The following is a 22,340-nucleotide window of genomic DNA, read 5'->3' on the forward strand; positions in this document are numbered from 1 at the left end:
TATGTTTGGTGGGTGTGACGGTGCCCGAGGAGTGCCCCAGTGAAGAAGACGATGACCCGGCTCGCCGACGGCCGGGAGCTCATCTACTACGACCTGCGCGACGACGTCGTGCGCGAGGACGCCGACCGCCGGCCCCTGGACGCCGTCTCCACCGCCTCCGAGATCCGCCACGACCGCCTGCTCGGTGACGCGGTCGCCGTCGCCTCGCACCGCCAGGGCCGTACGTACCACCCGCCGGCCGACGCCTGCCCGCTGTGCCCCTCCCGGGACGGCCGCAGTACCGAGATCCCCGCCGCCGACTACGACGTCGCCGTCTTCGAGAATCGTTTCCCCTCGCTGGCCGGCGACAACGGCCGCTGCGAGGTGGTCTGCTTCACCCCGGACCACGACGCCTCCTTCGCCGACCTCACCGAGCGGCAGGCCGGCCTCGTCCTGGACGCGTGGACCGACCGCACCGCCGAACTCTCCCAACTCCCCGGCGTCCGGCAGGTCTTCTGCTTCGAGAACCGCGGCGCGGAGATCGGCGTCACCCTCGGTCACCCGCACGGCCAGATCTACGCCTACCCCTTCACCACCCCGCGCACCGAACGCATGCTCGCCTCGCTGGCCGCCCACCGCGAGAAGAGCGGCCGCAACCTCTTCGACGACGTCCTCGCCGACGAGCGCGCCGACGGCCGCCGCATCGTCCTGGACGCCGGGCACTGGACCGCCTTCGTCCCGTACGCGGCGCACTGGCCGTACGAGGTCCACCTCTACCCCAAGCGCCGGGTCCCCGACCTCCTCGCCCTCGACGAGGAGGCGCGCACAGAGTTCCCACAGGTCTATCTGGAAGTCTTGCGGCGCTTCGACCGGATCTTCGGCCCCGGGGAGCCTCCGACGCCGTACGTCTCCGCCTGGCACCAAGCGCCCCTGGACGTCGCCGACCGCGGGGAATTCGCCCTCCACCTCGAGCTTTTCACCATCCGCCGCACTTCCGGCAAGCTGAAGTTCCTCGCGGGTTCCGAATCCGGCATGAGCGTGTTCATCAACGACGTGCCGCCGGAGGCTGCGGCCCAGCGACTGCGAGAGGTAGCGAGCGAGTGAGCAACAAGTACCTGGTCACCGGCGGTGCGGGATACGTGGGCAGCGTCGTGGCCGCCCACCTGGTCGAGGCGGGGCACACCGTCACGGTCCTCGACGACCTGTCCACGGGGCACCGCGAGGGCGTACCGGCCGGCACCCGTTTCATCGAGGGCCGCGTCCAGGACGCCGCCCGCCACCTGGACCCCTCCTACGACGCGGTGCTGCACTTCGCCGCCTTCTCCCAGGTCGGCGAGTCCGTCACGGACCCCGAGAAGTACTGGCGCAACAACGTCGGCGGCACCATGGACCTGCTCGCCGCGATGCGCGGCGCCGGCGTGCGCACGCTGGTCTTCTCCTCCACCGCCGCCACCTACGGCGAGCCCGAGCGCACCCCGGTCACCGAGTCCGCGCCCACCGCGCCCACCAGCCCGTACGGCGCCTCCAAACTGGCCGTCGACCACATGATCGCGGGGGAGTGCGCGGCGCACGGCCTGGCCGCAGTCTCCCTGCGCTACTTCAATGTCGCGGGAGCCTACAAGGACTGCGGCGAGCGCCACGATCCCGAATCGCACCTGATTCCGCTCGTCCTCCAGGTCGCCCAGGGCAAGCGGGAGGCCATCTCCGTCTACGGCGACGACTACCCGACGCCCGACGGCACCTGCGTACGCGACTACATCCACGTCGCCGACCTGGCCGAGGCCCATCTGCTCGCGCTGGGCGCGGCGGCGCCGGGCGAGCACCTGATCTGCAACCTCGGCAACGGCAACGGCTTCTCCGTACGCGAGGTGATCGAGACCGTCCGCAAGGTCACCGGCCACCCCGTCCCCGAGATCACCGCGGGCCGCCGCGGCGGCGATCCCGCCGTCCTGGTCGCCTCCGCGCAGACCGCCGTCGACCGGCTCGGCTGGCGCCCCAGCCGCGCCGACCTGGCCGGAATCGTCGCGGACGCCTGGCAGTTCGCCCAGCGCGGGGAGGCCCGCACCCCATGACGGACCAGCGCGCCCGGCACACCGCCGAGCGCTTCCGCGAGGTGTACGGCGCCGCCCCCGCCGGGGTGTGGGCGGCGCCCGGCCGCGTCAACCTGATCGGCGAACACACCGACTACAACGACGGCTTCGTCATGCCGCTGGCGCTGCCGCACACCATCCTCGCCGCCGCCTCGCCCCGTACCGACGGCGTACTGCGCGTGCACTCCGGAGACGGCAGCAGCGGCGGCGGCCAGATCGCCGAACTGCGGCTGGACGCCCTGCGCCCGGCCTCCGACGGCGGCTGGGCGGCCTACCCCGCGGGCGTCGTCTGGGCGATGCGCGAGGCCGGACTGCCCGTCGGCGGCGCGGACCTGCACTACGACAGCACCGTCCCGGTCGGCGCCGGGCTGTCCTCGTCGGCGGCCCTGGAAGTCGTCACCGCGCTCGCCCTCGACGACCTCTACGGACTCGGGCTCACCCGGCAGCGCTTGGCGCGGCTCGCCCAGCGTGCGGAGAACGCCTTCGTCGGCGTGCCCTGCGGCATCATGGACCAGACTGCGGCGGCCTGCTGCACCGAGGGCCACGCGCTCTTCCTGGACACCCGCGACCTCTCCCAGCGGCAGGTTCCGTTCGATTTGGCGGGTCGGGGACTGCGGCTCCTGGTCGTGGACACGCGGGTGAAACACGAGTTGGGGGACGGCGCGTACGCGCAGCGGCGCGCCATGTGCGAGCACGGCGCGCGGGCGCTCGGCGTACACGCGCTGCGTGATGTGCAGTACGCGCAACTGCCCGCGGCACTGGGCAGCCTGGCCGCGGCGCCGCAGGACGCGGGGCCCGGCGGCGGCCCGGACGTGCGGGCCGCCGTGCGGCACGTCGTCACCGAGAACCGGCGGGTCGAGGACGTCATCGCCCGCCTGGACGCGGGCGACCCCCGCGCCATCGGCCCCCTGCTGACCGACGGGCACGCCTCGCTGCGCGACGACTTCCGGGTCTCCTGCGCCGAACTGGACCTCGCCGTCGCGGCGGCCGGCGCGGCGGGCGCGCTGGGGGCCCGGATGACCGGCGGCGGCTTCGGCGGCTCGGCGGTCGTGCTCGTGGAGGAGGCCGCGGCGGACGCCGTCGCCGGGCGGATCGTCCAGGCGTTCGCGGCGGCCGGGTACGCGAGGCCGCGGATCTTCCCGGCCGTACCGAGCGCGGGCGCGCGGCGGCTGGTGTGAGGCCCGCGGCCCCCGGGGAACCACGCGCCGGCCGAACGGATTGAGACGATCCTTGTCGACTTCTGTCCCTCGACGGCCGCTGGGCCCCACTCTGAACACTTGGGCCGGGCAGTTTTGCCAATAGCCTTCCGTTGCCGCACCCCGTCCGTACTCTGAGTCCCAGCACCGGTGGGGGCCGGTGCTGATCAGGGGGCGAGACAGTCGGGTACGGCGCCCGGGGTGGGAAGGTCATGCGGCACGGCGGCGGCCGTGCGGCTGCGCCGACCGTTGGTTCCGGGCGTCGTGCCCACTTGGTCCGTTCCCCGAGACAGGGGGTCTCAGTGCAACGCATCCGGGTTCTGGTGGTCGACGACCACCGCATCTTTGCCGAGTCGCTGGCGGCCGCGCTGGCGGCCGAACAGGACGTGGAGGTGGCCGCGGCCGGCAGTGGACCGGCGGCTCTGCGCAGCCTGGAACGGGCGGCCGCGGACGGCCGGCGCTTCGACGTGATGCTCATCGACGCGGACCTCGGCACCGTCGCGGCGCCGCTGGCTTCCGTGCCCGCCCAGCCCGTGCAGGGCCGCGACGGCGCCTCGGAGGGCGGCCCGCTGGACGGCATCTCGCTGGTCGCGGGCGTCCGTACGGCGTACCCGTACGTCCGTACCGTCGTGCTCGCCGAGAAGGACGACCCGCGCAGGGCCGCCTTCGCCCTGCAGGCGGGCGCCGGCGGCTGGGTCGCCAAGGACTGCTCGCTCTCCCGGCTGCTCGCCGTCATCCGCGGCGTGCTGCGCGACGAGACGCATCTGCCGCCCGCGCTGCTGACCGGCGTCCTGCGGGAGCTGACGGCCGCACGCAAGCACCGCACCGAGAGCGAGCGGCTGGTGGAGTCGCTGACGCCGCGCGAGCGCGAGGTGCTGCGCTGCATGGTGGCGGGCCTGGGCCGCAAGGCGGTCGCCGAGCGGCTGTTCCTGTCGCCGCACACGGTCCGTACGCACATGCAGAACGTGCTCGGCAAGCTGGGCGTGCACTCGACGCTCGCCGCCGTGGCGCTGGCGCGGCGGGCCGGGGTGGGCCCCGTGGAGCTGGAACCGGCCACGGCGGCGGCCTCCGCGCTCACCTGAGGCGCGGCGGCGCGGCCGCCCCTGGCCGGTCAGGTGGCCGTCGCCGCCACCGGGCGCAGGTCCCGCAGCACGGCCACGCCACGGGCGGGCAGCGCGACCTGGTACGTGTGGTCCTCCCGCTCCCCGCGCGCCCCGGCGAGCGCGTCGGCCATCGGGCAGGGCAGGGCGATGTCGGCGGCCTGAGCACCGTGGTTGAGGAGGAACAGGAAGCGCCCGCCGGGCCCTTCGCGGACGGTGGCCTGCACGCCCGCCGGCAGCCCGGCCAGCACCGGCCGCACGCCCGCCGCCGCCCGTACGCCGTCCGACAGGGCGCGCATCAGCGCGGGTTCGAGCCGGGTGCCCACGTACGTCGCGGTGCCGGCGCCGTAGCCGTGCCGGGTGACGGCCGGGCTGCCCGCCAGCTCGCCGTCCGTGAACTCCGCGACGGCCTCGGCGCCTTCGAGGCGGACGGCCTCCGACCACAGGTCCGCCCGGCCGTCCGGCAGGTCCCATCCGCCCGCCGCGCCGCCGCATCCCCGTACGCCGACCGCCGTGCCCTCCTCCAGCGGCCAGAACTCCTCCACCCGCAGGCCCAGCAGTTCCCGCAGCGGTCCCGGGCAGCCGCCGGGGTGCACCCGGTCGCAGTCGTCCACGACCCCCGAGAAGAACGACACCAGCAGATGCCCGCCGTCCCGTACGTACGACGCCAGCCGCTCGGCGCAGGGCAAGGTCACCGCGTACAGGTTCGGCACGACGACCAGCCGGTAGCCGGACAGGTCGCGATCCGGGGGCACGACGTCGCACGCGACGCCCGCCGCGAACAGCGGCCGGTAGTGCCCCAGCGCCAGCTCCGGCAGGCGCAGCTTTGAAGAGGGGTGTGAGTCCAGCTCCAGGGTCCGCCAGCTGTCCCAGTCCACGACCAGCGCAGCCGTCGGCGGCACGGCCCGCGACCCCGCGATCTCCGGCACGGACGCCAGCTCCCGCCCCAGGTCCGACACCTCGCGGAAGATCCGGGTGTCCGTACCGGCGTGCGGCACCATCGCCGAGTGGAACTTCTCGGCGCCGCCGCGCGACTGCCGCCACTGGAAGTACAGGACCGCGTCCGCGCCCTGCGCGACGGCCTGCCAGCTCCACAGCCGCATCGCGCCCGGCGGCTTCGGGCCGTTGACGGCCCGCCAGTTGACCGCGCCGGGCGCCTGCTCCAGCAGCAGCCAGGGCTGCCCGCCGCGCGCCGAACGCATCAGGTCGAAGGTGAAGGCGGCCCGCAGATGCGTCTCCGGGTCGAAGGGATCCTGGTAGAAGTCCAGCGCCATCGCGTCCATGTCCGCCGACCAAGCGAACGCGTCCACCGGCTTGTGGAACGGCATCAGGTTGGTGGTCACCGGCACCCCGGGGCTCAGCCGTGCCAGCACTTCCCTCTCCGCCAGGTAGCAGCGGCGCAGCGCGTCGTCGCTGAAGCGCAGGTAGTCCAGTTGCTGGGCCGGGTTGGGGAAGGTGGGCGCGCTGCGCGGCGGCAGGACCTCGTCGAAATCGGCGTACGCCTGTGACCAGAAGGCCGTCGACCAGGCGGCGTTGAGGCGCTCCACGCTCCCGTACCGCGCGCGCAGCCAGCGCCGGAAGTCCGCGGCCGACACGTCGCAGAAGCACTGGCGGGTGTGGCAGCCGTACTCGTTGCCGACGTGCCACATGGCCAGCGCCGGGTGCCCGGCGTAGCGGGCCGCGAGCCGCTCGGCGAGCCGGACGGCGTGCTCGCGGTAGACGGGGCTGGACGGGCAGTAGTGCTGCCGCGCGCCGGGCCAGCGGCGCTGCCCGTCCGGGCCCTGCGGCAGGATTTCCGGGTGCGCGCGCGTGAGCCAGGGCGGCGGGGAGGCGGTCATGGTGGCCAGGCACACGCGGATGCCGGCGCCGCCGAGGCCGTCCATGACCCGGTCGAACCAGTCGAAGTCGTACGCGCCGGGTCGCGGCTCGGCCTTCGCCCACGAGAAGATCCCGGCGGTGACCATGGTGACGTGGGCCCGCTTCATCAGGCTCAGGTCCTGCTCCCACACCTCCTCGGGCCACTGCTCGGGGTTGTAGTCCGCACCGAAGTGGATTCCCACCGGGCCTCCTGGGTCGCGACGAGTGCGGGTACCGTGCCGCGCGCGGTGTACGGCCGCCCGTACCGCCATGATTCCCGGCCGCGCGCGCCGCACCGCGCACATCCGGCCGCGCGTCAGAACGAGTTCTTGCGCACGCTCCAGCCGCCGTCCACGACCAGCTCGGCGCCCGTCACGTACGACGCGTCGCCGGAGAGCAGGAACGCGACGGCGGCGGCCACCTCCTCCGGGCGCCCGAGCCGCCCGGCCGCCGTCTCCCCGGCGCTGGCCTGCCGCTCCGCCTCGCCGACGGCGTCCCACGCCGCGGTCAGCACCGGCCCCGGCAGCACGCTGTTCACCCGCACGTCCGGCCCGTACTCGACCGCCAGCTGGCGCGCCAGCCCGGTCAGCCCCGCCTTGGCCGCCGCGTACGCGGGACGGCCCGGCAGCCCGAAATGTGCCTGCACCGACGAGGTGAGAACGACCGAACCGCGCCGCTCCCGCAGATCCGCCAGCACCGCCCGCACCCCCAGGAACGCCCCCGTGAGGTTCACCGCGAGCTGCCGGTCCCAGTCCGCCCGCGGCGTCAGCCCGGCGGACGCGGGCGGCACCTGGAGGGCGGCGTTGCCGACCAGGCCGTCCACCGGGCCGTACCGCTGCCGCGCGGCGTGCGCGGCGCGCCGCCAGTCGTCCTCCCGCGCCACGTCGCAGTGCTCGTACGAGGCCCGGCCGCCCAGGGCGCGGATACGGCGGGCGGTGCGCTCGCCGCGCTCGTCGTCGACATCCAGGAGCAGCACCTGCGCGCCCTCGGCCGCCAGCCGGTCGGCGGTCGCCGCGCCGATGCCGGCGGCGGCGCCGGTCACCAGGACCGTGCGCCCCGTGAACCGCGACCCGTCCGGCGCCCCCGAGGGCCGCCGGAGCCCTTGCCGCCGGGGGTGGCCGTGCCCCTCGTGCCCCTGCGTGCCGTCGTGCCCCTGCTGGCCCCGCGGGCCGTGCTGGCTCATGTTCGCGATCCAAGCCCACGGGGCGGGGGGTCGGCAAGAGACGCTGGTCGGGGCGGTGCGCCTCAGCCCGGCGTGTTGTCGAAGGGGGCTGTCAATTGCCGGAGCAGTCCGGCGAGTTCGCCGCGCTGGCGGGGGGACAGCTCGGCCAGGATCGCCCGTTCCTGCGTGAGCAGCCCGGCCAGCGACTCGTCCGCCGCCTCGCGGCCTTCGGGGGTCAGCCGGACGAGCACGCCGCGCCGGTCGCTGGGGTCCGGCAGCCGCTCGACGAGGCCCTTCTTCGCCAGCCTGTCGATGCGGTTGGTCATCGTGCCGGAGGTGACCAGGGTCTGGGTGAGCAGGGCGCCGGGGGAGAGTTGGTACGGTGCCCCGGCGCGGCGCAGCGCGGTGAGCACGTCGAATTCCCAGGGCTCCAGGCCGACCTCGGAGAAGGCGAGGCGGCGGGCGCGGTCGAGGTGTCTGGCCAGCCTGCTGATGCGGCTGAGGACCTCAAGTGGTTCCACGTCGAGGTCCGGGCGCTCCCGGCGCCATGCTGCGACCAGTCGGTCGACCTCGTCCTCCATATCGATCAGTGTAGTTGGTCTGTCGATGTGAAGTCTCTTGACGTCAAGATATATTTCCGTGGACTATTGGGCATCGTCGGCGATGGGTTCACGCCGCACCCGCGTGGCCTGTACCAACCCTGTATCAGCTGAAGGGGTTCGAACATGCACGTCGCACCAACCTGGGATCCGCAGCAATACCTGCGCCACGCCGGACACCGCACGCGCCCGTTCCACGACCTGCTCGCCCGCATACCCGAGCTCCCCAACCGCACCCGCCCCGCCCGCATCGCCGACCTCGGCTGCGGCCCCGGCAACGTCACTGTCCAGCTCACCGACCGCTGGCCCGACGCGCACGTCACCGGCCTGGACAGCTCCGCCGACATGCTCAAGGAAGCCGAGGTGTACGCCGGACCCACCCCCGGCGGCGGCCTCCTCGACTTCGGGCCCGCCGACGCCACCCACTGGCGGCCGGAAGAACCGTTCGACCTGATCATCTCCAACGCGGCGCTGCAGTGGGTCCCCAACCACCCCGAGTCCCTGCCGGCCTGGATCGAAGGCCTCACCCCCGGCGGCACCCTCGCCTTCCAGGTCCCGGGCAACTTCACCTCGCCCAGCCACGCGCTGCTCGGCGAGCTGTGCGACGAACCCCAGTGGCGCGCCCGCCTCGCCGACCACGGCCGGCGCTTCGTGCACATCCTCGCCCCCACCGCCTACCTGGAACGCCTCACCGCGCTCGGCTGCTCGGTCGACGCCTGGGAGACCACCTACGTCCAGCTCCTCCAAGGCGAGGACCCGGTCCTCGACTGGGTCAAGGGAACCGCCCTGCGCCCGGTGCTGACCGCTCTGGAGGACGACCCGGCGGCCCGCGACGAGTTCCTCTCCCAGTACCGCGACCTGCTGCGCAAGTCCTACCCGCCCGGCCCGCACGGCACCGTCTTCCCGTTCCGCCGCATCTTCGTGGTGGCGCGCAAAGACCGATGACCCCCTTGAGGTGAAGCCATGATCACCGGCCTCGACCACGTCCAGCTCGCCGCGCCACCGGGCAGCGAAACCGTCCTGCGCGCGTTCTACGGCACAGTCCTCGGGCTGCGGGAGATCCCCAAACCGGCGGCGCTCGCCGGCCGGGGCGGATGCTGGTTCGAGGCTGGTGAGGCCCGGCTCCACCTGGGCATCGACCCGGACTTCCGCCCCGCGGGCAAGGCCCACCCGGCCCTGCGCGTCACCGGCCTCCGCGCCCACGCCGCCCGGCTCGCCGCCCACGGCGCCCCCGTCACCTGGGACGACGGCCTCCCGGGCCACGACCGCTGCTACACCCGGGACCCCGTCGGCAATCGCCTGGAACTCCTGGAGGAGAAGGACTCCCCGGGAAGCACCGCGTAACGGGCCGCGGCCCGGTCAGGACCGGCGGTGGCCTATCAGGCGCGGCTTGGGCTCCAGGCCGTCGAGACCGTGCCAGGCGAGGTTCACCAGATGGGCGGCGACCTCCGCCTTCTTCGGCTTGCGGACGTCCAGCCACCACTGGCCGGTCAGGGCGACCATGCCGACCAGGGCCTGCGCGTACAGGGGCGCCAGCTTCGGCTCGAAGCCGCGGGCCTTGAACTCCAGGCCGAGGATGTCCTCCACCTGGGTCGCGATGTCGCTGATCAGGGAGGCGAAGGTGCCGGTCGACTGGGCGACGGGGGAGTCGCGCACCAGGATGCGGAAACCGTCCGTGTACGTCTCGATGTAGTCCAGGAGCGCGAAGGCGGCCTGCTCCAGCAGCTCACGCGGGTGGCCGGCGGTCAGCGCGCCGGTCACCATGTCCAGCAGCTGGCGCATCTCGCGGTCCACCACGACCGCGTACAGCCCCTCCTTGCCGCCGAAATGCTCGTAGACGACGGGCTTGGAGACGCCGGCCTTGGCCGCGATCTCCTCCACCGAGGTGCCCTCGAAGCCGCGCTCCGCGAAGAGGGTGCGACCGATGTCGAGCAGCTGCTCGCGGCGCTCCGCTCCCGTCATCCGCACCCTGCGGGTGCGCCGGGTGCCCGCGCCGGAGGGGGCCTTGCCCTGTTTGTCGTTCACGCTGCTGCCGTCGATCGCCACCCGTCAATCATGCCTTCCCCGGCTACCGGCGGCCGGTACCCCCGGTCGCGGCACCGTCCTTGCGCCTGGCGTCGACCCGGGACGCGCTCGGCCAGCGCACGTCGTACGCCCAGCCGGCCTTCTCGAACCAGCGGATGAGGCGGGCACTGGAGTCGACCTGCCCCCGCAGTACGCCGTGCCGCGCGCTCGTCGGGTCGGCGTGGTGCAGGTTGTGCCAGGACTCGCCGCAGGAGAGCACCGCCAGCCACCACACGTTGCCGGACCGGTCGCGGGACCTGAAAGGGCGCTTGCCCACCGCGTGGCAGATCGAGTTGATCGACCACGTGACGTGGTGGAGCAGGCCGACCCGGATCAGCGAGCCCCAGAAGAACGCGGTGGCCGCGCCCTGCCACGACATCGTGACCAGGCCGCCCACCAGCGGCGGGATCAGCAGGGACACCGTCGTCCACAGGACGAACTGGCGGGAGATCCGGCGGATCGCGTCGTCCTTGATCAGGTCCGGTGCGTACTTGTGCTGCGGCGTCTGCTCCTCGTCGAACATCCACCCGATGTGGGCCCACCACAGGCCCTTCATGAGCGCCGGCACCGTCTCGCCGAACCGCCAGGGGGAGTGCGGGTCGCCCTCGGCGTCGGAGAACTTGTGGTGCTTGCGGTGGTCCGCCACCCAGCGCACCAGCGGCCCCTCGACCGCCAGCGACCCCATGACCGCCAGCGCGATCCGCAGGGGGCGCTTCGCCTTGAAGGAGCCGTGGGTGAAGTAGCGGTGGAAGCCGATCGTGATGCCGTGGCAGCCGATGAAGTACATCGCCGCCAGCAGCGCCAGGTCGAGCCAGCTGACGCCCCAGCCCCAGGCCAGCGGCACCGCGGCCACCAGCGCCACGAAGGGCAGGGTGATGAACAGCAGGAGGGTGATCTGTTCGACCGAGCGTTTGCTGTCGCTGCCCAGCGTCGCGGACGGCAGCGGGGTTTCGACGGGTTTCGGCGAGTCTTCGATGACTTCGGGGCTAGCGGTCATGTGGTGTCCCTCGTCGGGGGCTCGGGGGCACGGTTACGGCTACGGGACCGTAACCTACGGTCTCGTAAGTATGGCAGCGCCGTCTGCGCGGACAAGGGTCCGACAGGTCGGTAACGAGTGACCGAATTGCGGCAAAACATGGTGGAGAAGCCGTGCAAGTTCCGTCACAAATGAACACCGCCGGGGTGTGAGCAGCAGCCCGGACGAGTAGGTGCCCACCAAACGGACAGGGTGATCCGCCGACGGCGGGGAGACCTATCCTGGGGAACGTCGGACAGCGCGGTCCGCAAACTCCCGCCGGCCACGGCCGGCGGGGCCCCGGCGGCAGCCGGGGAGTACCCCCGCAAGCGCCCGGACGTGCTCAGATCACGAAGATCACTGCAAGGAGCCGCACCTGTGAGCAGTGCCGACATCACCCCCGCCGCGAACGACGAGCGCACCGGCGGCGCCGGCGCCCCGGCCACCGCCGACGCCGCCCGCGACAACGGACCCCTGCGCGCCGACATCCGCCGCCTCGGCGACCTCCTCGGCGAGACCCTCGTCCGCCAGGAAGGCCAGGAACTGCTGGACCTCGTCGAACAGGTGCGCGCCCTGACCCGCTCCGACGGCGAGGCCGCCGCCCGGCTCCTCGGCGAGACCGACCTGGCCACCGCCGCCAAGCTGGTCCGCGCCTTCTCCACCTACTTCCACCTCGCCAACGTCACCGAACAGGTGCACCGCGGCCGCGAACTGCGCGCCAAGCGCGCCGCCGAAGGCGGCATCCTCGCCCGCACGGCCGACATGCTCAAGGAAGCCGACCCCGAGCACCTGCGCGCGACCGCCAAGAACCTCGGCGTACGGCCCGTCTTCACCGCCCACCCCACCGAGGCCGCCCGCCGCTCCGTCCTCACCAAGCTCCGCAAGGTCGCCGAGCTCCTCGACCGTACGGACACCACCGAGCGCCGCCGCGCCGACCTGCGCCTCGCCGAGAACATCGACCTCATCTGGCAGACCGACGAACTGCGCGTCGCCCGCCCCGAGCCGACCGACGAGGCCCGCAACGCCATCTACTACCTCGACGAGCTCGGCCGCGGCGCCGTCGGCGACGTCCTCGAAGACCTCGCCGCCGAACTGGAGCGGGCCGGCGCCCCCCTCCCGCCCGGCACCCGCCCCCTCACCTTCGGCACCTGGATCGGCGGCGACCGCGACGGCAACCCCAACGTCACCCCCCAGGTGACCTGGGACGTCCTGATCCTCCAGCACGAACACGGCATCACCGACGCCCTCGAACACATCGACGAGCTGCGCGGCGCCCTGTCCAACTCCATCCGCAACTGCGGCGCCACCGACGAACTCCTCGCCTCCCTCCAGCAGGACCTCGACGCGCTCCCCGAGATCAGCCCCCGCTACAAGCGGCTGAACGCCGAGGAGCCCTACCGCCTCAAGGCCACCTGCATCCGCCAGAAGCTCGTCAACACCCGCGAACGCCTGGCCAACGACACCCCGCACGTCCCCGGCCGCGACTACCTCGGCACCACCGGCCTCATCGAGGACCTCACCCTCATCCAGACCTCGCTGCGCGAGCACCGCGGCGGCCTCGTCGCCGACGGCCGCCTGGAGCGCACGATCCGCACCATCGCCGCCTTCGGCCTCCAGCTCGCCACCATGGACGTCCGCGAACACGCCGACGCCCACCACCACGCACTCGGCCAGCTCTTCGACCGCCTCGGCGAGGAATCCTGGCGCTACACCGACATGCCGCGCGACTACCGCCGCAAGCTCCTCGCCAAGGAACTGCGCTCGCGCCGCCCCCTCGCCCCCAGCCCCGCCCCCCTCGACGAGGCCGGCGCCAAGACCCTCGGTGTCTTCCGCACCGTCCTCAAGGCCAAGGAGACCTTCGGCCCCGAGGTCGTCGAGTCCTACATCATCTCCATGTGCCAGGGCTCCGACGACGTCTTCGCCGCCACCGTCCTGGCCCGCGAGGCCGGCCTGATCGACCTGCACGCCGGCTGGGCCAAGATCGGCATCGTGCCGCTCCTGGAGACCACCGACGAACTGAAGATCGCCGACCAGCTCCTCGACGAGATGCTCGCCGACCCCTCCTACCGGCGCCTGGTCGCCCTGCGCGGCGACGTCCAGGAGGTCATGCTCGGCTACTCCGACTCCTCCAAGTTCGGCGGCATCACCACCAGCCAGTGGGAGATCCACCGCGCCCAGCGCCTGCTGCGCGACGTCGCCCACCGGCACGGCGTACGCCTGCGCCTCTTCCACGGCCGCGGCGGCACCGTCGGCCGCGGCGGCGGCCCCTCCCACGACGCGATCCTCGCCCAGCCCTACGGCACCCTCGAAGGCGAGATCAAGGTCACCGAACAGGGCGAGGTCATCTCCGACAAGTACCTGGTCCCCTCCCTCGCCCGGGAGAACCTGGAACTGACCGTCGCCGCCACCCTCCAGGCCTCCGCGCTGCACACCGCGCCGCGCCAGTCCGACGAGGCACTCGCCCGCTGGGACGCCGCCATGGAGACCGTCTCCGACGCCGCACACGGCGCCTACCGCAAGCTGGTCGAGGACCCCGACCTGCCCGCGTACTTCTTCGCGTCCACCCCCGTCGACCAGCTCGCCGAACTCCACCTCGGCTCCCGGCCCTCCCGCCGGCCCGACTCCGGCGCCGGACTCGACGGCCTGCGCGCCATCCCGTGGGTCTTCGGCTGGACCCAGTCCCGCCAGATCGTCCCCGGCTGGTTCGGCGTCGGCACCGGCCTCAAGGCCGCCCGCGAAGCCGGACTCGACGTCGTCCTCGACGAGATGCACGAGCACTGGCACTTCTTCCGCAACTTCCTGTCCAACGTCGAGATGACGCTGGCCAAGACCGACCTGCGGATCGCCCAGCACTACGTCGACACCCTCGTACCCGACGAGCTCAAGCACGTCTTCGACACGATCAAGGCCGAGCACGAACTGACCGTGCAGGAAGTCCTGCGCGTCACGGGCGAGAGCGAACTGCTCGAATCCAACCCGGTCCTGAAGCAGACCTTCCACATCCGCGACGCCTACCTCGACCCGATCTCCTACCTCCAGGTCTCGCTGCTGCACCGCCAGCGGGCCGCGGCAGAACGCGGCGAGGAAGCCGACCCGGTACTGGCACGGGCGCTGCTGCTGACCGTGAACGGCGTCGCGGCGGGCCTGCGCAACACCGGGTGACCTGACGGCCGGCCCGGCGAGCCCCGGGCCGGCCGCCGCGCGCCGGACAACCGATTGTCCTCAAACGCCGGACAGGCTTGCATCGTTGGCCGGGGCCTCTGCCCCGGCCAACCGTCGTTCGGGGGCACCGCACATGGACGAGACAACCTGGCTGGCGACGCAGCGGCCGTCGCGGATACGCGAGATACAGGCGGGGCAGCTGGCCTGGACCGCCGTGGACCTGCTGGACATCGAGGGCGGGCACGGACGGCCACTGCGGGACGCGCTGGAGAGCTTCGGCGTGCAGGTGAACTACCTGCCCATCGGACAGCCCGCCACTTCCTGGCCGCCCTCGACGGCAGCCGGAAGGCCGCGCCGTACGTCATCCTGGCCTGCCACGGCGACGAGGGGCGCATCCTGCTCGACGGACTCGCCCCCGAACTCTCCGCCTACCAGCCGTTCAACGACTCCGCCGGCCCAGAGGAAGTACGCGCGCACACCCGCCTGACGGACAGCGTCGTCATCGCCAACGGCTGCGACACCGGCGACCCCGCGCTGGCCGAAGCCTTCCTCGACGCCGGAGCGAGCGCCTACATCGCACCGCACGGCGCACCGTTCGGCTACGCCAGCGTCTTCGCCCCGCTGTTCCTGTTCTACGAACTCACCGAGCAGCGCACACTGGACGAAGCCGTCGCCCGGCTACGCGCCCACGACGACGAACTCGGCATGTGGGAGCTGCACCGGCGCACGTAGTACGTACTACAACGCCGCGAACGTCGCCCCCAGCAGCACCGTGCCCAGCAGGCCCATCACCCAGGCCGTACGCCGCAGTTTCATACCGCCCGCCACCACCAGCGCCGCCAGCAGCAGCGAACCCGCGAACGGGACCCACGCGTGCAGAACACCACCCGCACCCGTCCGCACCGCACGGTCCGTACCGGGCTTCACCGTCACCTCGACCCGCTCACCCTGGTCCGGCGCCGCCGCCGCGGCTATCGACACCCGCTCCCGGTGCCTGCCGTCCCGCTCATCCGGCGCGTACGGACCCGTACACCGGTCGTCCTGGCAACCGGTCACCGTCATCGTGCCGCGCTCCCGCGCCTCCACGAGCATCGCGTACTGCGCCGTGTTCCACGACGTCCACACGCCCGCCACCAGCAGCAGCAGCGCCACCGCGCCCATCAGTCCCGTACGGGCGACGAGCAGCAGCCCGTAGGCGCTCTCCCCCATCCGGCGGGTGCGGCTGCGTTTGACCGGACGGCTGCGCTTCTTGGTACTCGGGCGGCTCTTGGGCATGGCGGCGATCCTTGGCCATGCAACTGCGCTCGGTCAACCTCGGGTGCCGGTTCGTCAGACCCTGGCACCGACTGCCCCATTCGCCCCGCTCACACCACGTAAGGCAGCCCGCGCCTCACGAGTTGTACGTGCTCTGGGCCCGCTCAAGACCGTCCACGACCAGCGCCTCCACGGCATCCGCCGCCCGGTCGACGAAGTAGTCCAGCTCCTTGCGCTCCGCACCGGAGAAGTCCTTCAGAACGAAGTCCGCCACCTGCATCCGGCCAGGAGGGCGGCCGATACCGAAACGCACCCGGTGATACTCCGCACCCAGCGACTTCGTGATCGACTTCAGCCCGTTGTGACCGTTGTCGCCACCACCCAGCTTCAGCCGCAGCGCCCCGTAGTCGATGTCCAGCTCGTCGTGGACCGCGATGACGTTGCCCACCGGCACCTTGTAGAAGTCCCGCAGCGCCGTCACCGGACCACCCGACAGGTTCATGTACGTCATCGGCTTGGCGATCACCACCCGCCGGCTGCCGGGACCCGGCGGACCGATCCGGCCCTCCACGACCTGCGCCCGCGCCTTGTGCGCCTTGAACCGCCCGCGCATCCGCTCCGCGAGCAGATCCGCCACCATGAACCCCACGTTGTGGCGGTTGGCCGCGTACTCGGGGCCCGGATTGCCCAGCCCCGCGACCAGCCAGGGACCCTCGGCGTCCGTCGTCATCCTCATGTCTCCTTGCAGCAGCAGACCGCGTGAAACGGCTCAACCGCCGCCCCGCGCACTCGGCGCCGGGCGGCGGTTGACACCTGCGTTACAGAAGCGGTCAGGCCTCGGCGGACTCGTCGCCCTCGGCCGCCGGCGCCTCGGCCTGCGCCGCGACGACCTGGAGCACCACGGTCTCCTCGTCGATCGCCAGCGTCGAGCCGGCCGGCAGGGTGATGTCCTTGGCGTGCACCGAGTCACCGGCGTCCAGGCCCGCCACGGAGACGGTCACCGACTCCGGGATGTGGGTGGCCTCGGCCTCCAGCGGCAGGGTGTTCAGCAGGTGCTCCAGCAGGTTGGCACCCGGCGCCAGGTCGCCCTCGATGTGGATCGGGATCTCGACGGTGACCTTCTCGCCCTTGCGCACGGCCAGGAAGTCCACGTGGACCAGGAAGCCACGGATGGCCTCACGCTGCACGGCCTTGGGGATGACCAGGAAGCTCTCGCCGTCCACGTCCAGGCGGATCAGCGCGTTCGAGTTCTTCAGCGCCATCATCAGCGCGTGGTTGTGGATGGCGACGTGCTTCGGCTCGGCACCGTGGCCGTAGATCACGGCGGGGACCATGTCCTCGCGGCGCGAACGGCGGGCGGCACCCTTACCGAAGTCGGTACGGATCTTGGCGTCGAGCTTGACCTCGGCCATGTGGCACTCCTCGTAGTCGGCGCGGTCGACGGACGACCGGACGGATCTGTGGGGCGTCACCCGGCCCACGACAGACCTGCTACGAAGAGCGCGTCGATAACGGACCGCCGCACCACAGAAAAGTGCGGCCTCCCTCGCCGAGCAACTCCACGAGTCTACCCGGCGGGGAGGCCGCCCCCAAAGTCGATCTCCGTGAGCCTTACGGGCTACGGAATCCGGCTCACTGCTCCTCGAAGAGGCTGGTCACCGAACCGTCCTCGAACACCTCACGGATCGCCCGCGCGATCGTCGGCGCCATCGACAGCACCGTGATCTTGTCCAGCTCCAGCTCCGACGGCGTGGGCAGGGTGTTCGTGAACACGAACTCGCTCACCTTGGAGTTCTTCAGACGGTCCGCCGCCGGGCCCGACAGGATGCCGTGCGTCGCCGTCACGATGACGTCCGCGGCACCGTTCGCGAACAGCGCGTCCGCCGCGGCACAGATCGTGCCACCGGTGTCGATCATGTCGTCGACCAGGACGCAGACCCGGTCCTTCACGTCACCGACGACCTCGTGGACCGTGACCTGGTTCGCCACGTCCTTGTCACGCCGCTTGTGCACGATCGCCAGCGGCGCGTCCAGCCGGTCGCACCAGCGGTCCGCGACCCGCACCCGGCCCGCGTCCGGCGAGACCACCGTCAGCTTCTCGCGGTCCACCTTGGCGCCCACGTAGTCCGCGAGGACCGGCAGCGCGAACAGGTGGTCCACCGGGCCGTCGAAGAAGCCCTGGATCTGGTCGGTGTGCAGGTCGACCGTGACGATCCGGTCGGCACCCGCGCACTTCAGCAGATCCGCGATCAGGCGGGCCGAGATCGGCTCGCGGCCACGGTGCTTCTTGTCCTGGCGGGCGTACCCGTACGACGGGATGACCACGGTGATGCTGCGGGCCGAGGCCCGCTTCAGCGCATCAATCATGATCAACTGTTCCATGATCCACTTGTTGATGGGAGCCGTGTGGCTCTGCATCAAGAAGCAGTCCGCACCACGCGCCGACTCCTGGTAACGGACATAGATCTCTCCGTTGGCGAAGTCGAACGCCTTGGTCGGGACCAGCCCGACACCCAGCTGGTGGGCGACCTCCTCAGCCAGCTCGGGGTGGGCGCGGCCGGAGAAGAGCATCAGCTTCTTCTCGCCGGTCGTCTTGATCCCGGTCACAGCAAATCTCCTCAGATCCTGTTTGCGTGCGCTTATCACGGTACGCCCCGCACGGCGCACCCGAGCACGATCACTGCTCGCCGTCGGACTCCTGGCCAGCAGCAGACGCAGCCTGCGCGGCGGCGCTTCCGGGACGCTTACGAGCGACCCAACCCTCGATATTCCGCTGCTGGCCGCGCGCGACCGCCAGCGAACCCGGGGGCACATCCTTGGTGATGACCGAGCCGGCAGCGGTGTACGCACCGTCCCCGACCGTGACAGGAGCCACAAACATATTGTCCGAGCCGGTCTTGCAGTGCGACCCGACCGTCGTGTGGTGCTTCGCCTCACCGTCGTAGTTCACGAACACGCTCGCCGCGCCGATGTTGCTGAACTCACCGATCGTCGCGTCACCCACATACGACAGGTGCGGCACCTTCGTGCCCTCGCCGATCGTCGCGTTCTTCATCTCCACGTACGTACCGGCCTTCGCCTTCGGCCCCAGATCCGTACCCGGACGCAAGTACGCGTACGGCCCCACACTCGCGCCGGGACCGACCTTCGCACCGTCCGCGACCGTGAACGACACCGTCGCACCCTCACCGACCGCGGTGTCCTTCAGCCGCGAATCCGGACCCACCTCCGCGTGCGCCGCAACGTGCGTACCGCCCAGCAGCTGCGTATTCGGATGCACCGTCGCGTCCGCCTCGAACGACACCGACACGTCCACCCACGTCGTCGCCGGATCCACGACCGTCACACCGGCCAGCATCGCCCGGTGCAGCAGCCGCTCGTTCAGCAGCCGGCGCGCCTCGGCGAGCTGCACCCGGTTGTTGATCCCCAGGATCTCCCGGTGGTCGTCCGCCACCGCGGCGCCGACCCGGTGCCCGGCCTCCCGCAGGATGCCCAGCACGTCCGTGAGGTACTCCTCACCCTGGCTGTTGTCCGTACGGACCTTGCCCAGCGCGTCGGTCAGCAGCTGCGCGTCGAACGCGAACACCCCGGAGTTGATCTCCCGGATCGCGCGCTGCGCGTCCGTGGCGTCCTTGTGCTCGACGATCTCGGTCACCGCGCCGGTGTTCTCGTCGCGCACGATCCGGCCGTACCCGGTCGAGTCCGGGACCTCGGCCGACAGCACGGTGACGGCGTTGCCGTCCGCCGCGTGGGTGTCGCCGAGCTTCTTGAGGGTCTCGCCGGTCAGCAGCGGAGTGTCCCCGCACACGACGATCACGGTGCCGTCGAGGGTGACGCCCCCGTCGCTCAGCTCCTCCAGGCCCATGCGGACGGCGTGGCCGGTGCCGTTCTGCTCGTACTGGACAGCGGTCCGCACGTCCTGGTCGATCTCGGCGAGATGCGCGCCGACCTGCTCACGGGCATGGCCGACGACCACGACGAGGTGCTCGGGGTCCAGCTCGCGGGAGGCGGCGACGACATGCCCCACGAGGGAGCGACCGCAGATCGCGTGCAAAACCTTGGGGGTCGTCGACTTCATGCGGGTGCCCTCACCCGCTGCGAGAACGACGACGGCGGCCGGGCGATTGGCGCTCACGGGGATGCCCTTCGGCTTCTTCGGGTGGTGGACACCCGAAGGATACCGGTGCGCTTTGCGGCCGAAACGCGGGCGGGTCCCGACCGGCGGCCGGGACCCGAACGTTGCGTTGCTCCCCTGCCAGGACTCGAACCCGGAATTATCGGACCAAAACCGACTGTGTTGCCCATTACACCACAGGGGAGTGCATAAGTGGTCAAACCGGACATTCCGTCAGGCTGGCCGCTTGGCACCCAACACTATGCCGTACCACCAGCCTTCGATGCGACGGTACAGATCAGCGGATTGCAGAACGCGGACCACGAGACAGCCGTGGTAGTCCTCGCCCACGTTCTTGCGGACGGTCTTCGGGTTGTGTTTCTTCAGCGTCGTCCTGGCGAGGCCGGTGACGTCGATGCCGACCAGGTCCGCCCAGTAGCGCTCGGCGGCGGCGACGCCGGCCGACTCGTGGATGTGAACGCGGAACTGCGTCCGTTCCGGCGTGACTCCGAGGAGCGCGAGCCATGCCAAGTAGACCTGGATCATGCCCGGGTCGCTGTTGATGAAGGTCGCGCGCTCCTGTGGGCTGTGCGGCTTGCTCTTGCTGCCCTCGGCCCAGTACAGGCCGACGCCGATGAGGAACAGTTCCCTTTCGGTGAGGGCGCCGATCTCGCGCGCCGCGTCCTCCTTCGTCCGCCGGCGGGCTTCGGCCACTGCCTTGCGGTGCGGCTCCCAGCGGGCCTCGCGCATGCGGTGCATGCGTTCCGGCGAGGCCGCCGGCTTGGGGAGGTCGCGGACCCAGAGGGAGACCGAGCTTTTGGACACCCCGAGCTCGGCCACGATCTCGTCGTACGTCATCCCCCGCGCCCGCAGTTCCCTGGCCCTCGCCCGTGCGTCGCCCTTCGCGTTCGGGTGGCGGCTCGGGCCCGCGCGGCGGAGGGTGGCTGCCTTGTCGTGCAGGGACTCGAAGTCCGGTCGTGTGTTGCGCATGACGTCAGGGTCGGGCCGGGCGATGTACTAAACAGCCGAAAATGTGGGCGATTCAATAGTTCGCGTGAAAGCGGTGGGTACCCGTCCGTAACGGCGCGTTCGCGTGCACGGACGCTCGACGGACAACCGCTCGGGGGCGCCCGTAGGCTGGTCGGTATGACCGCAACGGGGGCAATCGAGGGAACGAGTGCGCGGGACGCGCCCGCCGGGCCGTGGTGGTGGCCACGGCGGCGGAGTGCTGTGCTGGACGTGTCGCTGGCCGTGGTCTCGACGGTGGAGACCCTCTTCGAGGGGTTGGACTTCGCGGAGGACGCGGGGCTGCCGTCGTGGGTCGGGCTGGTGCTCGGCCTGGTCGTGGGGCCGGTGCTGCTGGTGCGGCGCCGTTGGCCGGTGGCCGTGGTGCTGGTGGCGGTCGCGGTGACGCCGACGCAGATGGGCGCGGTGCTGAGTGTGGTGGGCCTGTATTCGCTGGCGGTCTCGGACGTGCCGCGGCGGGTGATCGGGCTGCTGTCCGGGATGGCGGTGACCGGGACGCTGGTCTCCAGCTTCTTCACCATCCGGCAGGACGTGGGGAGCGAGCCCGATTTCCATCCGCCGACGTGGTTCGTGCTGGTGATGGCCGTGACGGCGGCGCTGGTGCTGACGGCGCCGCCGGTGTTGTGGGGGTTGTACGTCGGTGCCCGCCGGCGGCTGGTGGAGAGCCTGCGGGAGCGGGCGGACGGGCTGGAGCGGGAGTTGTCGCTGCTGGCCGACCGGGCGGAGGAGCGGGCGGAGTGGGCCCGTAACGAGGAGCGGACGCGGATCGCGCGGGAGATGCACGACGTGGTGGCGCACCGGGTGAGTCTGATGGTGGTGCACGCGGCGGCGTTGCAGGCGGTGGCGTTGAAGGATCCGGAGAAGGCGTCGCGGAACGCCGCGCTGGTGGGGGACATGGGCCGGCAGGCGCTGACGGAGTTGCGGGAGATGCTGGGGGTGCTGCGGACGGCGGAGGGGGTGTCGGGCCGGTCCTCGGGGCGGTCGTCGGATGAGCCGGAGCGTCTGGTGGCGATGGCGTCGCAGGCGAAGGTGAAGGTGGCGGCGGCTGCGGACGCGGGGGAGGAAGCGGGGGAGTCCGGTGGTGGGGCGCGTTCCGCGCCGGTGGGCCGGGCGGCGGCGGAGGGCGGGGCGGGTTCCGGTGGGGAGTCGCGGGGTGGTGCCGCGGTGGTGACGGCGGAGCCGGAGGGCGAGGGGCCTTCGCTGGCGGAGCTGGGTGATCTGGTGGGGCAGTCGCGGGCGGCCGGGATGGCGGTGGAGCTGTCGGTGGACGGTGCGGCCGTGGAGGGTGGTTATCCGCCGGGGGTGGAGCAGACGGTGTACCGGGTGGTGCAGGAGGCGCTGACGAATGTGCACAAGCACGCGCCGGGTGCGCGGGCGCGGGTGCGGTTGGCGCATCGGGAGGGTGAGGTCGCGGTGCAGGTGGAGAACGGTCCGTCGGCGCGGGGCGCGGTGGACGCGGGGTTGCCGAGTGGGGGCAACGGCCTGGTCGGCATGCGGGAGCGGGTGACGGCGTTGGGTGGTGTGTTCGTGTCGGGGGCGACGGAGGCGGGCGGTTTCCGGGTGTCGGCGGTGCTGCCGGGGTGGCAGGCGGCCTGAGCGGGTCTTTTCCGCGGCGGCAGGGGACCTGACGAGGGGCCCCTGCCGCTGGTCGCGCTTTGCCGCGTCCGCGTACGTCTCCCGTACGGGTACGGGTCGGTGTATCGCCCGCCGTACCGGTGTTCG

General features: G+C 71.8%; 20 protein-coding genes and 1 tRNA gene. 9 read left to right on the top strand and 12 right to left on the bottom strand.

Annotated features, from left to right (window positions below):
• The first annotated feature begins 39 nt into the window (after positions 1-39).
• From galT to ACH4K4_RS23635, 4 genes are all read left to right on the top strand, one after another.
• On the top strand, positions 40-1,083 hold the full coding sequence (gene galT, locus ACH4K4_RS23620) for a galactose-1-phosphate uridylyltransferase (protein WP_398169805.1): 1,044 nt from the start codon (positions 40-42) through the stop codon (positions 1,081-1,083).
• Complete coding sequence (galE, locus tag ACH4K4_RS23625; RefSeq protein ID WP_398169807.1) at positions 1,080-2,051, top strand: UDP-glucose 4-epimerase GalE; 972 nt, start codon at positions 1,080-1,082, stop codon at positions 2,049-2,051. The genes galT and galE overlap by 4 nt, the downstream gene beginning before the upstream one ends.
• On the top strand, positions 2,048-3,247 hold the full coding sequence (gene galK, locus ACH4K4_RS23630) for a galactokinase (RefSeq protein WP_398169808.1): 1,200 nt from the start codon (positions 2,048-2,050) through the stop codon (positions 3,245-3,247). The genes galE and galK overlap by 4 nt, the downstream gene beginning before the upstream one ends.
• Positions 3,248-3,567: 320 nt before the next feature.
• Positions 3,568-4,347 (top strand): LuxR C-terminal-related transcriptional regulator, encoded by a 780-nt coding sequence (locus tag ACH4K4_RS23635; protein WP_398169809.1) that lies wholly within the window; start codon positions 3,568-3,570, stop codon positions 4,345-4,347.
• A gap of 29 nt (positions 4,348-4,376) precedes the next feature.
• Here the strand turns inward: ACH4K4_RS23635 and ACH4K4_RS23640 are convergent, their stop codons facing one another.
• From ACH4K4_RS23640 to ACH4K4_RS23650, 3 genes are all read right to left on the bottom strand, one after another.
• Positions 4,377-6,425, bottom strand: coding sequence for a beta-galactosidase (locus tag ACH4K4_RS23640; RefSeq protein ID WP_398169810.1), 2,049 nt, complete (start codon positions 6,423-6,425; stop codon positions 4,377-4,379).
• Positions 6,426-6,538: 113 nt separating this feature from the next.
• Positions 6,539-7,405 carry an SDR family NAD(P)-dependent oxidoreductase gene (locus tag ACH4K4_RS23645; protein ID WP_398169811.1) on the bottom strand — a complete coding sequence of 289 codons (867 nt, stop codon included), beginning with the start codon at positions 7,403-7,405 and terminating at the stop codon, positions 6,539-6,541.
• Between the two features lie 62 nt (positions 7,406-7,467).
• Positions 7,468-7,965: a MarR family transcriptional regulator gene (locus ACH4K4_RS23650; RefSeq protein ID WP_360127191.1), complete on the bottom strand. Its 498-nt coding sequence runs from the start codon at positions 7,963-7,965 to the stop codon at positions 7,468-7,470.
• A 144-nt stretch (positions 7,966-8,109) separates the two neighbouring features.
• Here ACH4K4_RS23650 and ACH4K4_RS23655 point away from each other — a divergent pair, with 144 nt between their 5' ends.
• Complete coding sequence (locus ACH4K4_RS23655; RefSeq protein WP_398169813.1) at positions 8,110-8,928, top strand: trans-aconitate 2-methyltransferase; 819 nt, start codon at positions 8,110-8,112, stop codon at positions 8,926-8,928.
• An 18-nt stretch (positions 8,929-8,946) separates the two neighbouring features.
• Positions 8,947-9,327, top strand: coding sequence for a VOC family protein (locus ACH4K4_RS23660; protein ID WP_398169814.1), 381 nt, complete (start codon positions 8,947-8,949; stop codon positions 9,325-9,327).
• A 15-nt stretch (positions 9,328-9,342) separates the two neighbouring features.
• On the opposite strand, the gene ACH4K4_RS23665 is transcribed toward ACH4K4_RS23660, so the two are convergent.
• Complete coding sequence (locus ACH4K4_RS23665) at positions 9,343-10,029, bottom strand: TetR family transcriptional regulator (protein ID WP_398169816.1); 687 nt, start codon at positions 10,027-10,029, stop codon at positions 9,343-9,345.
• Positions 10,030-10,051: 22 nt separating this feature from the next.
• Positions 10,052-11,044, bottom strand: a complete 993-nt coding sequence (locus ACH4K4_RS23670; protein ID WP_398169817.1) for an acyl-CoA desaturase — start codon at positions 11,042-11,044, stop codon at positions 10,052-10,054.
• 396 nt (positions 11,045-11,440) lie between these two features.
• On the opposite strand from ACH4K4_RS23670, the gene ppc reads away from it, so the two are divergent.
• Positions 11,441-14,224 (top strand): phosphoenolpyruvate carboxylase, encoded by a 2,784-nt coding sequence (gene ppc, locus ACH4K4_RS23675; protein WP_398169818.1) that lies wholly within the window; start codon positions 11,441-11,443, stop codon positions 14,222-14,224.
• Between the two features lie 54 nt (positions 14,225-14,278).
• Positions 14,279-14,956, top strand: a complete 678-nt coding sequence (locus ACH4K4_RS23680; RefSeq protein ID WP_398169819.1) for a hypothetical protein — start codon at positions 14,279-14,281, stop codon at positions 14,954-14,956.
• Positions 14,957-14,962: 6 nt separating this feature from the next.
• Here ACH4K4_RS23680 and ACH4K4_RS23685 read toward each other — a convergent pair whose 3' ends face one another.
• The 7 genes from ACH4K4_RS23685 to ACH4K4_RS23715 all read right to left on the bottom strand — a co-directional run bounded on the left by ACH4K4_RS23685 (position 14,963) and on the right by ACH4K4_RS23715 (position 20,582).
• Positions 14,963-15,499: a hypothetical protein gene (locus tag ACH4K4_RS23685; RefSeq protein ID WP_398169821.1), complete on the bottom strand. Its 537-nt coding sequence runs from the start codon at positions 15,497-15,499 to the stop codon at positions 14,963-14,965.
• Positions 15,500-15,614: 115 nt separating this feature from the next.
• Positions 15,615-16,208: an aminoacyl-tRNA hydrolase gene (gene pth, locus ACH4K4_RS23690; RefSeq protein ID WP_398170012.1), complete on the bottom strand. Its 594-nt coding sequence runs from the start codon at positions 16,206-16,208 to the stop codon at positions 15,615-15,617.
• 100 nt (positions 16,209-16,308) lie between these two features.
• Positions 16,309-16,890: a 50S ribosomal protein L25/general stress protein Ctc gene (locus ACH4K4_RS23695; protein WP_398170014.1), complete on the bottom strand. Its 582-nt coding sequence runs from the start codon at positions 16,888-16,890 to the stop codon at positions 16,309-16,311.
• A 220-nt stretch (positions 16,891-17,110) separates the two neighbouring features.
• Positions 17,111-18,085, bottom strand: a complete 975-nt coding sequence (locus ACH4K4_RS23700) for a ribose-phosphate diphosphokinase (protein WP_003984389.1) — start codon at positions 18,083-18,085, stop codon at positions 17,111-17,113.
• Between the two features lie 70 nt (positions 18,086-18,155).
• A complete protein-coding gene (gene glmU, locus ACH4K4_RS23705; RefSeq protein ID WP_398169823.1) occupies positions 18,156-19,613 on the bottom strand; it encodes a bifunctional UDP-N-acetylglucosamine diphosphorylase/glucosamine-1-phosphate N-acetyltransferase GlmU in 1,458 nt (485 codons plus the stop codon).
• Between the two features lie 112 nt (positions 19,614-19,725).
• A tRNA-Gln gene (locus ACH4K4_RS23710) sits at positions 19,726-19,797 on the bottom strand.
• 29 nt (positions 19,798-19,826) lie between these two features.
• Positions 19,827-20,582: a helix-turn-helix domain-containing protein gene (locus ACH4K4_RS23715; RefSeq protein ID WP_398169824.1), complete on the bottom strand. Its 756-nt coding sequence runs from the start codon at positions 20,580-20,582 to the stop codon at positions 19,827-19,829.
• A gap of 156 nt (positions 20,583-20,738) precedes the next feature.
• Here ACH4K4_RS23715 and ACH4K4_RS23720 point away from each other — a divergent pair, with 156 nt between their 5' ends.
• On the top strand, positions 20,739-22,214 hold the full coding sequence (locus ACH4K4_RS23720) for a sensor histidine kinase (RefSeq protein WP_398169825.1): 1,476 nt from the start codon (positions 20,739-20,741) through the stop codon (positions 22,212-22,214).
• Positions 22,215-22,340: the final 126 nt, after the last annotated feature.

Source organism: Streptomyces sp. NPDC017529 (assembly GCF_044329785.1).
Taxonomy (GTDB): domain Bacteria; phylum Actinomycetota; class Actinomycetes; order Streptomycetales; family Streptomycetaceae; genus Streptomyces.

Coding starts and splice junctions, on each gene's coding strand:
- galK (WP_398169808.1), top strand. CDS start 2,048: ATGACGGACCAGCGCGCCCGGCACACCGCCGAGCGCTTCCGCGAGGTG.
- ACH4K4_RS23645 (WP_398169811.1), bottom strand. CDS start 7,405: ATGAGCCAGCACGGCCCGCGGGGCCAGCAGGGGCACGACGGCACGCAG.
- ACH4K4_RS23650 (WP_360127191.1), bottom strand. CDS start 7,965: ATGGAGGACGAGGTCGACCGACTGGTCGCAGCATGGCGCCGGGAGCGC.
- ACH4K4_RS23655 (WP_398169813.1), top strand. CDS start 8,110: ATGCACGTCGCACCAACCTGGGATCCGCAGCAATACCTGCGCCACGCC.
- ACH4K4_RS23660 (WP_398169814.1), top strand. CDS start 8,947: ATGATCACCGGCCTCGACCACGTCCAGCTCGCCGCGCCACCGGGCAGC.
- ACH4K4_RS23670 (WP_398169817.1), bottom strand. CDS start 11,044: ATGACCGCTAGCCCCGAAGTCATCGAAGACTCGCCGAAACCCGTCGAA.
- ACH4K4_RS23685 (WP_398169821.1), bottom strand. CDS start 15,499: ATGCCCAAGAGCCGCCCGAGTACCAAGAAGCGCAGCCGTCCGGTCAAA.
- pth (WP_398170012.1), bottom strand. CDS start 16,208: ATGACGACGGACGCCGAGGGTCCCTGGCTGGTCGCGGGGCTGGGCAAT.
- ACH4K4_RS23695 (WP_398170014.1), bottom strand. CDS start 16,890: ATGGCCGAGGTCAAGCTCGACGCCAAGATCCGTACCGACTTCGGTAAG.
- ACH4K4_RS23715 (WP_398169824.1), bottom strand. CDS start 20,582: ATGCGCAACACACGACCGGACTTCGAGTCCCTGCACGACAAGGCAGCC.
- ACH4K4_RS23720 (WP_398169825.1), top strand. CDS start 20,739: ATGACCGCAACGGGGGCAATCGAGGGAACGAGTGCGCGGGACGCGCCC.